10 protein-coding genes are annotated in these 12,295 nt (G+C 62.9%); 4 read left to right on the top strand and 6 right to left on the bottom strand.

Going from position 1 to position 12,295, the window contains the following annotated elements; translation table 11 throughout:
- Positions 1 to 576: hypothetical protein (locus IPK70_10135; protein MBK8227518.1), on the bottom strand; the 576-nt coding region annotated here is incomplete at its 3' end.
- 108 nt (positions 577 to 684) lie between these two features.
- On the opposite strand from IPK70_10135, the gene IPK70_10130 reads away from it, so the two are divergent.
- The gene (locus IPK70_10130; GenBank protein MBK8227517.1) at positions 685 to 2,307 is read left to right on the top strand and encodes a hypothetical protein; all 1,623 of its coding nucleotides are present in this window, start codon (positions 685 to 687) and stop codon (positions 2,305 to 2,307) included.
- Here IPK70_10130 and IPK70_10125 read toward each other — a convergent pair whose 3' ends face one another.
- Together IPK70_10125 and IPK70_10120 are read right to left on the bottom strand one after the other, a co-directional pair.
- Positions 2,308 to 3,033, bottom strand: coding sequence for a hypothetical protein (locus tag IPK70_10125; protein ID MBK8227516.1), 726 nt, complete (start codon positions 3,031 to 3,033; stop codon positions 2,308 to 2,310).
- Positions 3,030 to 3,287, bottom strand: a complete 258-nt coding sequence (locus IPK70_10120; GenBank protein MBK8227515.1) for a hypothetical protein — start codon at positions 3,285 to 3,287, stop codon at positions 3,030 to 3,032. Before IPK70_10120 ends, IPK70_10125 begins: the two co-directional genes overlap by 4 nt.
- A gap of 85 nt (positions 3,288 to 3,372) precedes the next feature.
- Here IPK70_10120 and IPK70_10115 point away from each other — a divergent pair, with 85 nt between their 5' ends.
- The 3 genes from IPK70_10115 (at position 3,373) to IPK70_10105 (ending at position 10,478) form a co-directional block, all read left to right on the top strand.
- Positions 3,373 to 4,578: a DegT/DnrJ/EryC1/StrS family aminotransferase gene (locus IPK70_10115; GenBank protein MBK8227514.1), complete on the top strand. Its 1,206-nt coding sequence runs from the start codon at positions 3,373 to 3,375 to the stop codon at positions 4,576 to 4,578.
- A 637-nt stretch (positions 4,579 to 5,215) separates the two neighbouring features.
- A complete protein-coding gene (locus IPK70_10110) occupies positions 5,216 to 7,363 on the top strand; it encodes a tetratricopeptide repeat protein (protein ID MBK8227513.1) in 2,148 nt (715 codons plus the stop codon).
- A gap of 1 nt (position 7,364) precedes the next feature.
- Complete coding sequence (locus IPK70_10105) at positions 7,365 to 10,478, top strand: hypothetical protein (protein MBK8227512.1); 3,114 nt, start codon at positions 7,365 to 7,367, stop codon at positions 10,476 to 10,478.
- Here IPK70_10105 and IPK70_10100 read toward each other — a convergent pair.
- From IPK70_10100 to IPK70_10090, 3 genes are read right to left on the bottom strand one after another with little or no spacing between them, the layout of a single operon-like run.
- The gene (locus tag IPK70_10100; GenBank protein MBK8227511.1) at positions 10,455 to 11,084 is read right to left on the bottom strand and encodes a CoA pyrophosphatase; all 630 of its coding nucleotides are present in this window, start codon (positions 11,082 to 11,084) and stop codon (positions 10,455 to 10,457) included. The two genes, IPK70_10105 and IPK70_10100, sit on opposite strands and share 24 nt — an antisense overlap.
- Entirely contained in the window at positions 11,081 to 11,566 is a 486-nt protein-coding gene (locus IPK70_10095) for a hypothetical protein (GenBank protein ID MBK8227510.1), read from the bottom strand. The genes IPK70_10100 and IPK70_10095 overlap by 4 nt, the downstream gene beginning before the upstream one ends.
- 59 nt (positions 11,567 to 11,625) lie before the next feature.
- Positions 11,626 to 12,159 carry an SET domain-containing protein-lysine N-methyltransferase gene (locus IPK70_10090; protein ID MBK8227509.1) on the bottom strand — a complete coding sequence of 178 codons (534 nt, stop codon included), beginning with the start codon at positions 12,157 to 12,159 and terminating at the stop codon, positions 11,626 to 11,628.
- Between the last annotated feature and the right edge of the window lie 136 nt (positions 12,160 to 12,295).

Raw genomic sequence — 12,295 nt, 5'->3', positions numbered from 1 at the left:
GTACCGGAAGGTCATGAACCAATCCGGGCTGTTCTGTGCGTGACCCACCACCTTCAGCCGCAGCGGCTTCCCCGGGGTGATGTACTTCCCTGACACCCGCAAATGCGCAAAGCCATGCGCATCGCCGTGCCGGTCCGCTTTGCTGAACTCGTAGACGAGCTTGGTGCCGTCCGTTCCATCCGCCTCCCACGAGCCCGGCGCGGTGCTGTGGTGCGTGGTGAAGGTGAGCGCGAGCTGGTCGTTGATGTAGAGATCGAACGAGCGATCGCCCCCGGAAGTGGTGCTGTTGTGCGCGGCGATCCAGCTGAAGTAGAAATACCGGGGACTCTCGCTCTGCCTGAATTGCGGTACGACGGCGGTCTCCCAAGCAATGGCTTTCTTCCCATCAGTACAACGGGTCAGCAAGGCCGTGGTGGCATGCTCCGGGTACACGCTGAAGTAGGAGAGGACCTCGCCCTCGATGTCCTTCGCATAGCCGTTGATGACCTGCTGCTTGCCGAAGACGGGGAGGTCGACCTGGGCTACGGCGGTGAAAGGCGCTAACCCCAAGAGATGGAACAGGACCCTAGGCCGCATGGGGCTGAAGATCGGCTTTTCGGGGAGTGTCACGTAATGGCAAGCGCGACCCCTTGCAGGGCATTGAGCCGTTTCCTGATTTATGTTCGCGACCCCAAAACACTGCCCATGCGCCATTTCCTGCTAACAGCTCTCCTTGCATCGTCCTTGGTCCCGACAGCCATCGCCCAGGACTACACCCTCTCCGGCAACTACACCGTGGAACTGGGCAAGCCCTATCCGGTGATCGATGGCATCAAGCGCTATTACGAGGTGGAGGATGGCATCATCTGCATCAAGGTCGATGGCCGGCGCTGGTTCGTGCAGAAGCTCAGCGGCGATGGTCTTTCGCAGACCGGCATGAAGCAGTACGAGGATTTCGACAAGGACATGGCCTTTGAGCATGTGACCGAGGTCGGCGGGCGCATGTACTTCCTCTATTCGGTCTGGGACAGGGACAATGAAACCGAGCAGCTCTTCGCCCGCGAGATCGACAAGAACGAGGGCCAATTCATGGGCAAGGGCAAGAAGGTGCTTTCCGTGAAAGGCAAGGTGCGCGGCACGCTCACCGCCACGGGCTTCTACCGCTTCGCTGTCACCGACAAGTTCGACTTCATCCTCAGCGCCGATGAGGAGAATCTCATCGTGCAGTACCAGCGCATCAAGGACAAGAAGGAGCTGAAGGAGAACAAGGAGCTGCGCAAGGAGATGGAATTGTCCGTGGCCGTGCTGAAGCCAGACCTCAGCCTGGACTGGACCGCCGACGTGAAGGTCCCCTACGGCACCGATGTGATGTCGATGGAGGACTATACGATCGATGCCAAGGGCGACATCTGCATCATCGCCAGCGTTTACAAGGGCAGCGCGGAGAAGGTGAAGGAGCGCAAGGACGAGGATTACCAGTATGAGTTCCTCCGCTGCACCGGGAAGGGCGCTGCGTGGGAGCAATCGCCGCTCGCGCTCACCGGGCAGAAGCTCATGTCGATCGCCTTCTTCGAGGATGCGAAGGGCGACCTGCGCGCGGCGGGCTTCTACAAGAAGAATTGGGAGCAGACAGGTGCCGATGGCGTGTTCGTGGGCTCCTTCGATGCCAGCGATGAACTGACCAGCGTGGCCTTCCACGAGATCCCGAAGGAGATCATCAACATGTACACACGCGCCAAGGACGTGAAGCGCAACGAGAAGAAAGAGGACAAGGGCGAAGACCTCGGGCTCTGGGGCATGGACCTGAACCGTGTCTACAGCGGGAAGGACGGCAGCCTGGTGGTGGTAGGCGAGAAGCGTTACACCACGGTGGAATGCGTCACTACCCAGAATGGCACCCGCTGCTACACGGTGTGGCATGCCGATGACCTCCTCGTGGCCGGGATCGACCCGAGCAACAAGCTGCAGTGGATGAACCGCATTCCCAAGCGGGCCAGCTCACGCGCGCCCATCGGCGCCAGCTTCAAGTACATGAAGGGGGCCGGCGCGCACCACTTCCTGCACTTCAGCAAGAGCAAGGACCTCGACATCCGCAGCGATGAGCCGCCCAGCATGAAAGGCGATGTGCTCGTGGTGGCCGATGCGATCGATGAATCCACCGGACGCATGGAGCGCCACGCCGTGCTCAACCCGGACGAGGTGAAGGGCGTGAAGCTCTACCAGCTCAGCATGGAGCGCCTCACGCGCATCGGCACCGGCGAGATCCTCATGGAGGCCTACAAGAAGGGCAAAGAAGACGTGCTGGTGCGGATCGCGGTGAAAGAATGATCAGAAGCCGAAGCGCACGCCGAGGCTGAGCACCATGGCGCGGGTCAGGCCATCGGGCCTCACCTCGCGCACGATCACCGGGCTGCCGAAGGATGCCTCGAGCGCCCAGTTCGCTTTCAGGTCGTACCGTGCATCGGCGGTGAGGTTGAGCGTGAGGCCGTCTGATCCTGCGATGTCGCGGCGAACGAAGGGCTCCAGGTCCCAAGGGTCCGGGGTGGCGTCCGCTTCTAACCGGCTGTCCAATCCGAGGTGGTAGATGGCCAGAACGCCCGGTTGAAGCGTGAAGCGACGGAAGGGTATGGCGTACTGCAAGCGGACCACCGCATCGTTTGCTCGCTCCAGATAGGCGCTCTCGAAGTACTTGACCGCGTTGGGATCGCCATCCCAAGGCTCGTGGAAGAAGAGATTCTCGTTCCCCTGGGATAAGACATGCTGATAAGCGAGCGCGGTTGACCAGCGTTTGTTTCGGTACTGCACGCCAAGCAGAAGATCCTGTGTGCCTAAGCCTGGCTGGTAGGGCATGGGCAGCGGCTTGAAGTCAGGGCCGAAGCTGGTCTTCTCAAGGGGCTGCGGTGAGGTGTCCCCGGTCGGGATCCGCATGCCGGCGATTGCCGTCAGGTTCCGGTCGCGCTCCTTGATCAACGCATAGCTCGTGGTGAAGATCACATCCCCGATACCGCTGTTCTCTCCGAGATTGCCGCTGGCAGCCACAAAAGGCGCCTTCAATGCACCCCGAGCCGTTCCGTGAGGCCGAAGCCGATCTCGGGCTGCACCTGCATGATCACGACGCCCTGCTCACCTATCGCATAAGTGTACTGGAGCTTTGCGAAGTGGCGCCGCTCATCCCCGAGGGTGCTGTCGCTGGTGCTTGCAATAGGCCCCATTGGACCAGCCGTGCAAACGCCGGCATCGCTGCAGCCTTGGGCCAGGGAGCGCTGATGGAGGAGCAGCGCAGTGAGGAGGAGGATCAGGTATCTCATATGGGTTGGCATCAACGCCGATGCGTTGGTCGAAGTATGCCGCAGGGCCTGACACGGCTACTTTCGCGGTCCAATAGCCCATAACATGCCAGGCACCGAACTGTTCGGCGAGGAGGAGAAGAAGGAAGTGATGGACGTCCTGAACACGGGCGTGCTCTTCCGCTACAACCACGATGCGGCGCGCAAGGGCCATTGGAAGGCGAAGGACTTCGAGGCCGAGATCGCCAGGTTCACCGGCGCGAAGCACGCGCTAGCGGTGAGCAGCGGAAGCACGGCGGTGAGCTCCATGCTCGCGGCGTGCGGTGTCGGTTATGGCGATCATGTGATCGTGCCGCCCTTCACCTTCGTGGCCACGATCGAAGCGGTGCTCTTCGCGGGCGCCATTCCGGTCTTCGCGGAGATCGACGAGACCTTGTGCCTGAGCGCCGAAGGGATCCGCGCAGCGATCACACCGAAGACGAAGGCCGTGCTGCTCGTCCACATGTGCGGTGCGTCGGCCGATCTCGATGGCATCATGGCCGTGTGCAAGGAGAAGGACGTCATGCTGATCGAGGACACCGCCCAAGCGCTCGGCGCCACCTACAAAGGCAGGCACCTCGGGCTCTTCGGCAAGATGGGCAGCTTCAGCTTCGACTTCTTCAAGATCAACACCTGCGGCGAAGGCGGCGTCATCATCACCGACGATGAGCAGCTGATCAGGACCGCCGAGTACCTCAGCGACCACGGCCACAGCCACGAAGGCGACAACCGCGGCATGGAGCCCCACCCGATCATGGGCACCAACTACCGCATCGGCGAGATCAACGCGGCCATCGGACTGGCGCAGGCGCGCAAGCTGCCCTACATCATCAGCCAGCAGCGCAAGCACAAGGCGATCATCCACGCGCGCCTCTCGAAGATCCCCGGCCTGTCCTTCCGCAAGCAATGCGACGATGCCGGCGACAGCGCCACCTTCTTCCACCTGCTCTTCCCCGATGAATCCACGGCGCGCGCGGCGCACAAGGCCATGGGCGAGGCGGGCGTGGGCGGCGGCTACTGGTACGATAATATGTACCACTACATCAAGCAGTGGCACCAGGTGAAGGACCTCAGCATGCCCTTCCGCATGGTGGCGCACGAGCTCGGCTTGCCGCAGGACCTGAAGACGATGAAGTTCCCGAAGAGCGATGCGGTGCTCAGCCGCCTCATCAGCTTCAACATCCGAGTGACATGGACGGAACCGGAGCTGGAGGCCTATTTGGATAAGGTGGAAGGGGCGGTGAGGAAGGTGATGGCAGAGGTGAACGTATAGTCCTGCAGTGAAGATACTCGAATGAGACGCGGATCCAGGGTCGCACTGTGGACCATCAGTTCCACATTGGCGCTGTCAGTCGCGGTGACCCTTGTTTTCAGGTCGGTTCAAGAACGTGAGAGGGATCGGATCTATCGGACGACATGGGTGAGCCTGAGATTGGGTGAGTCAATGGATGACCTTGTCGGAGTCGCATTCTCATGCTGTGGGGAGGAGCGCAACTATTCGCGAGCCCAACTTGCTGACACGACCGGCGAGAACATCTTGATCGGCGACAAGGGCATGCCGTGCCCAGTGCTTGCCCGCTTCGATTACGCTTCAGGCCTGAACCGGACCGTGCAGGTGGACAGTTTCGACTGCCGCCGCTGTTCAGGTGCGCACGAGTACACCCTTTATCGGGATCGTGTTGCGTACCGGTATTGGCCGTAGGGCTGTCCATGGAGCGTTCCGGCGCGTCCGATCGCGCCGCGCCGTCGGGCTTTCCGCTGCAAGTCCGCACTCGTCGTTCCTCCTCGCTTGCGGGCTTTTCGCTGCTATCCCTAACGCGATTCCTGCGGCACCTTCGGGTGATCGGGGCTGTTTCTTCCCGACGCCCGCGCCGGGCTTGGCCTGCTCGCCTATTTTCGCCCGGCCTGCCATGCACCTCCTGCGTACGCTAGCGCTAGTCACCGCGGCGCTCCTTACATTCGCCATCCATGCCCAATCGGGCAAGGCCTTCCTGAAAGAAGCCAACAAGCTCCTTGCCCAGCAGCAGTTCGAGCAGGCTGTGGAGAAGTTCGGCTTCGCCATCCGTACCGATCCCAAGCTGGTGAAGGCCTACATGGGCCGCGCCGATGCTTTCGGCTCACTGGGGCGCATGGCAGAGCGCGCTGCCGACCTGGCGCAGGTGGCTCAGCTCATGCCTGCCGATGCGCTCTACGCCATCGCGGCCTCCGCGGCTTATGCCGACCTCGATAGCGCAGCCAAGGCCCGCACGTTCGCGGATCAGGCCGTGCGCGTGGCGCCGAAGAACCAGGCCGCGCAGATGGCGCTCGCCCGGGCCTGCCTCAAGGCCGGCGACCTCGATTGCGCCACCCGTTCTTCGGACCAGGCGCTCTCCATCAAGGCCACTACGGACACCTACTATCTGCACGGCCTCGTGCGCACCGCCACCCGTGATTACAAGACCGCGGAGTTCGACTTGGACAAGGTGATCGAATGGAACCACCTCTACGAACCGGCTTATGTGGCCGTGAGCGAGGTGCAGCTCGCCCTCTATGAGCTCTACTCCGGCCCTACCATGAAGGCGCGCACGCTGGAGAAGGCCATCGAGAAATGCACCCGCGCGCTCGAATTGAACCCGCAGAGCACCGATGCGCTCTTCGTGCGCAGCAAGGCGCTCGCCCACCAGAAGGAATATGCCAAGGCCATCGACGATGTGAGCCGCTGCATCGCGCTGGGCCGCGCCGACCGCGCCGTGCATCTCCAGCGCGCGCTCTACTACAAGGGCTTCGGCCAGCACCAGAACGCGGTGAACGACCTCAACCGCATCGTGCTCGCCGACCCCAAGGATGCGCACGCCCTGCTGCTGCGCGCGGAGTGCAAGGAAGCCAACGTGGACCTCGAAGGCGCGCTCAAGGACATCGATGCCGCGCAGAAGGCCATGGAGACCGATGGCGCCATCAGCAGCGAGAAGCGCGGTGAACTGGAATCCGCACGGGCACGGATCACGGCCCTCATCTTCGAGCAGAACCGCGAAGCCGATGCGCCCGCCATCACCGTGGTGAAGCCCTTCCGCGTCGGCGATGTGGCCAAAGTGTCGAGCTCTGAAGGAGTGGTGGAGGTGAGCGGCTACGTGCGCGATAAGAGCCTGATCAAATCCATCTCGGTGAATGGCAAGGCGGCCGATTTCACCAAGGACGAGAAGGACCCCATGTTCGTCACCACCATCGCCCTGGACCGCGATGCCAAGGAGATCGTGGTGCAGGCCACCGATCTCTACGAGAACTTCACCAGCGAAGTGCTGAACGTGGAGCGCAGCGAGGGCACGGCGCCGGTGATCGCGCTCACCGCGCCGAAGGCCAGCGGCGATCGGGAGATCACGCTTCCGGCCGGCAAGACAGAGGTCTTCCTTGAAGGAACCGTGTCCGATGCAAGCCTCATCCGCCTGATCACGGTGAATGGCCAGAGCGCGAGCTATGCGCCGGACCGCGTGAATCCCGATTTCTCCATCAAGGTCGAATTGAAGGATGCCGAACGGTTCATCGTGCGCGCTGAGGATCAGTTCGGCAATGCGGCTGAAGAGCAATGGTCGGTGAAGCGCGCTGCAGAGGCGGTGGCCGTGGTGAAGCCCGTGCCCAGCGAGACGAGCACGCCCGTTGCGGGCAAGGGCGGCACCTGGGTGGTGCACATCGAGAACACCAACTACCGCAATTTCCCTGCGGCCCAGGCCTCCGATGCGAGCAAGATGCAGAAGGCCTTCTCCAGCTACCAGGTGCAGCGCACCATCAGCAAGAAGAACCTCACCAAGGAGCAGATGGAGCGCTTCTTCAACGTGGAGCTGCGCGACCTCGCCCGCACCAACAAGGTGGGCACCATCCTCGTGTGGTTCAGCGGGCACGGCCGCACCGCCGGCGGCAAAGCCTATTGGATCCCCGTGGATGGCAAGAAAGACTACATCTACAGCTACTACAACTACGGCGCCCTCAAGGCCCAGATGCAGAACTACAGCGAGAGCGTCAGCAATACCGTCGTGGTGAGCGATGCTGCCGCCGGCGATGCCTCCTTCTTCGACCTGACCCGTTGATATGCGCGCGATACGCCCCTTCCTTGCTGTGCTGCTCGCGCTTGCGCTGGCCCAGGCCGCCCAAGCGCAGCGTTACTTCTTCGAGAACATCAGCAACCAGCAAGGGCTGCCCGCCGTGAAGGTGTATTGCGCGGCGCAGAGCGCCGATGGCATCATCTGGGTGGGCACGGAGTCGGGCCTGGCCAGCTACGACGGCATAAGCGTGGTGGATCACGGCACCGGCGATGGCACTGCCTCGGGCGGCGTGTTCTCCCTGCTCGTTGACCGCGAAGGCAGCGTTTGGGCCGGCCACCTTGATGGCGGCATCACGTGGACCAACGGCCGGGTGTTCCGCGCTTGCTCGCTCGGCAAGGGCGTGAGCAGCGCCATCACGGCGTGGGTGCAGGAGAAGAGCGGCAGCATCCTGGTGGCCACCATGGGATCAGGCCTCTGGCGGATCCAAGGCGCACCCGCCGAGGATGGAACGCTGAGCGCTTCAAGCATCATGGCCGATCAAGGGCTGAAGGAGCACCTGCTCACCATGGCCGCATTGCCCGATGGCCGCATCGCATTGGTAACCGGGAGCGGTGGCATGCAGGTTACTGATGGAACCACCGTTTCGGATTTCAACCTTCCCGGCGTGCCCGACATCTTCGGTCGCACAGCGCTATTCGTCGATTCCAAGGGCCGCATCTGGGTGGGCACGCAGGGCGGCGGCGCGTTCCGGTGCACCACCGATGGCCGTTGCGACCGATTCGATATCCTCAACGGATTGGGCAGCAACACCATTTACTGCTTCGGCGAGGATGGCGATGGCCAAGTGTGGATCGGCACCACCGATGGAGGAGCGAGCTGCGTGACGGCCGATGGCGTGCGTACATACGGCCCGGACAATGGTCTGCACGGCCGCGCCATCCGCTGCCTGGTGCGCGACCGCGAGGGCAACATGCTCATCGGCATGTACGAGAGCGGCTTCGACATCTTCAAAGGCGATCGATTCATCACCTACAGCGAAGCCGAGGGCCTCAACGACCCCAAGGTCTTCGCTGTGATGGAGGATCGGAATCAGCGCGTCTGGTTCGGAACCAACGCAGGCATCGTCGTGCTTGATTCGCAAGGCAAGCTCACCGAGCAGATCACCGCGCAGAAAGGACAGCTCACGAGCAACTTCGTGCGCTGCTTGGTGGAGGACGACAAGGGCTACGTGTGGGTGGGCACCGAGGGAGGGGGCCTGCTCCGATTCGATCCTCGCTCCGGCCGTTCACAGGAGGCCATCGAGGTCTCGGGAAGTTTGGCCGACCTGCGTGTGACCGCATTGGCGATCGGCCAGCCGGGTGAGCTATGGGTAGGCAGCGTGAACGGCCTTTGGCGCTACCTGCCCGGAAGCGGTACGGTGCCCACGCCGTATGGCGAAGAGGACGGCCTCGCCGGCAAACACGTGATCGCCCTGTTCCGTGACCGGAATGGTGCCATCTGGGTGGGCAGCAAGAGCAACGGCATCACCCGCATCGATAATGGCAAGGCGCAGCGCATCGACTTGGGCCGCTCCTTCGCCGCCTCGTGCTTCACGCAGGACAAGGAAGGCCGCATCTGGGTGGGCACCGAAGGACAGGGCATCATATTGCTCAAGGACGGCAAGGAAGTCCAGCGCTTCGGCATCGAGCAGGGCCTGCTCAGCAATGTGATCAAGGCGCTCGCAACCGATGATCAGGGCCACGTGTGGATCGGCACCACCAAGGGCCTGAACAAATGGCGGCACAAGCAAGAGGGCTTCATCGCCTTCACGGAGCGCGCCGGCTTCACGGGCATCGAAGTGAAGCCGAATGCCGTGTGCGCGCTGCGTGATGGCGGCATCCTCTTCGGCACGGTGAACGGCGCAACGCGCGTGGGCAACAAGCAGGAGGTCGAACGCAACGTCGCACCGCTCGTCACCATCCGCGGATGGACGGTGAACCTGGAAGAGCGCCCGATCAGCGGCGAAGCCAGCCTCAGCCATGATGAGCGCAGCATCCGCGTGCGATATGGCTGCGTGGCGCTCAGCGATCCCAACGCCGTGCGCTACATGGTCATGCTCGAGGGCTTGGAGGACGACTGGCAGCCGATGACCGCGAGCACCGTGGCCGCCTATCCTGCGCTGCCTCCGGGCACTTACACCTTCAAGGTGAAGGCCATGGACCGAAGCGGCCTATGGAGCGATCCGCCTACTGAACTGCGCTTCACCATTCACCCGCCTTGGTACCGCAGCTGGTGGTTCTACACGGCGCTGGCCATCTTCATCGGCATGAGCCTGTTCAGCTACATCAAGGTGCGCGAGCGGCAGCTCCGTTTGCGCAATATGGTGCTCGAGCAGAAAGTGGAGGAGCGCACCGCTGAGGTGGTGGCCCAGAGCAAGGAGATCGAAGGGCAGAAGGGGCGCATCGAGGACCTGCTGCTCAACATCCTGCCGAAAGAGATCAGCGATGAGCTGAAGGAGAAGGGCAAGGCCACCGCGCGCAGGCACGAGCAGGTCACGGTGCTCTTCACCGATATGAAAGGCTTCACCCGCGTGGCTGAGAAGATGACGCCGGAAGAGCTGGTGAGCGAGCTCGACACCTGCTTCGTGCAGTTCGATGAGATCGTGGGCCGTTACGGCATCGAGAAGATCAAGACCATCGGAGACAGCTACATGTGCGCGGCCGGCGTGCCCACCAGCGATGCGCGCCATGCCCACAAATGCGTGCTGGCCGCGTTGGAGGTGCGTGAGCTGATGAAGCGTTGGCAGGAGGAGCACCGCGCCGTGGGCAAGGAGGGTTGGGCCTTGCGCATCGGCGTCCATACCGGGCCCGTTGTGGCCGGCGTGGTGGGCAAGCGCAAGTTCGCCTACGACATCTGGGGCGATACCGTGAACACCGCCAGCCGCATGGAGAGCAGCGGCGAGGTGGGGGAGGTGAACATCAGCGGGGCCACCTACGCGATCGTGAAGGACCACTTCGAGTGCGTGCACCGCGGGCAGATCGATGCCAAGAACAAAGGCGCCATCGACATGTATTTCGTGAAGCGCATCAAGTCTCAGTACAGCAGCGACCGCGACGGTACGCGCCCGAATGAGGAGCTGCTGCGCTACTGCGGCCTCTCAGCGGCGAAGGAGCTCGCGTAGCTCGGCGATCATCATGGCCGTGGCGCCCCAGACCACGCGGCCTTGCACATCGAAATAGGGGATCTCCACGCTCCGGCCCATGATCGCGATGTGCTGCTCGCGCCGCTTCAGGATGTCGTCGTGCAGCAGCAAGCTCAGCGGCGCCTCGATCAGCTCGGCCACTTCGCGCGGGTCGGGCGAGAAGGGGCCGGCCTGCTTCGCGATCGCCACGTAGGGCGTCACCAACGAGCGGCTCGGCGGGATGTACACCGGGCTGAGCGCGCCGAGCACTTCGGCATCTGGAGCGGCCCCGGTCTCCTCGGCGAACTCGCGCAGCGCGGTGGCGCGCAGGTCGGCATCATGCGGCTCCCGGCGTCCGCCGGGGAACGACACCTGCCCGCTATGCACGCCATCGTAGTCCGGGCGGAGCATCAGCAGCACGTGCGCCTCTTCATGCCGTTCATAGATCAGGGCCAGCACGGCGCTCTCGCGCGGCGGGGGATCAGCGCGGCGCGCGGCCTCCAGATCGGGGCGCTTGTAGCCGCTCAGTTCCAGGAAGGCATCGTGCCCCGGCAAGGGGCGCTCGAATGATCCGCGCAGCAATCGCTCGGCATCGGGCAATCTCATCGCGTGCGCTCCAATCGTTCTAGCAGAACCTCCGCTTCGCGGCGGTAGGTGTGCGGCCCTTGAGCGATGCGCTTGGCGCCTGCTGCTGCGCGATCCAGCTGGTTGCTGCACAGCCAGCACAGCACCGTGTACCATTCGCAGGGATCCTTGTAGCCGGGCACGGTGCTGTTCTCCAATTGATCGATGCTGAGCTCCGCCTCGAAGGGCTGCCCCACGGCCAATTGGCTCACGGCGAGATAGAGGTAGGCGCGCTTATCGGCGCCCGGCGTGTCCAGGTAGCTCCGCAAGCCGGCGATGGCGCCTTCATGATCTCCTTGCTCGTACAAGGCCATGGCATCCACGTAGGCTGCATTGGCCGCGTTACGGGTGCGCCCGCTCACCAGATCCTGGTAGGGCGAGAAGGAATCGGCGCAGAGATCGCCCTTCGGCGCGGAACAGGCGCTCCAGCACCACGCAAGGAGCAGGATCGAATCAACGCGCATGGCCGCGAAGGTACCTGATGCAGCAGCGCATGGGCCAGCCCTCACGCCGTTCCTCGCCCTCAAAGCCCCTTATGCCAGTTCGGGTGCTTCTTCATCACCTCGCGGGCCTTCTTGCCCTTGAGCATGGTGCCACGGCACTTGGGCGATCCGCATTTGCAGGCCCAGGTGCGCAGCAGCTTCACGGTATAGGGCATCTCGAAGTCGAAGCCGTAGTCGTAGGTGATCTCCTCACCGGCCTTGATGGCGCGCAGGGCCTCGATCACCACGAAGTCCTTCTTCGGGTCGGGGCGCTTCTTCTTCTCGCTGTGGACGTAGGCCACGGCATTGGGCTCGCAGCTGGTGTTGATCCACCTCGCCACACCGCCGCCACGATTGGCATCGATCACCCAGTGCCTGTTCAGCGTGAAGAGGAAGGTATGGCCGGTGCTCACATCGCCGTGGTACTGCTCATCGGCTTCTTCGTGCGTGATGCGCCTTCCGGTGTATTCGACGATGCGCTCGCCTTTGCGGATGCCGGCCGTGGCGAAGACGCCGTTGCCATGGATGCGCGATCGCTTGCGCGCGATCTTCAAGGGCTTCGAGGACTTGGTCATGCGATGCCCAGATTCAAGGGCGCGCAAAGAAAGGAGAAGGATCCGCACGTCATCCACTCATTTCTCGGCCGCTTCCATCTGGCGCACTGAACCGTGAACGGCCGGCGATGATCAGGAATGCGATTTCGGACCTCGA

It is taken from the genome of Flavobacteriales bacterium, from assembly GCA_016712535.1.
In the GTDB taxonomy this organism is placed as follows: domain Bacteria; phylum Bacteroidota; class Bacteroidia; order Flavobacteriales_F; family PHOS-HE28; genus PHOS-HE28.
Note: the sequence above shows the minus strand (reverse complement) of the source record. Positions and strands in the feature narration are given on the sequence as shown.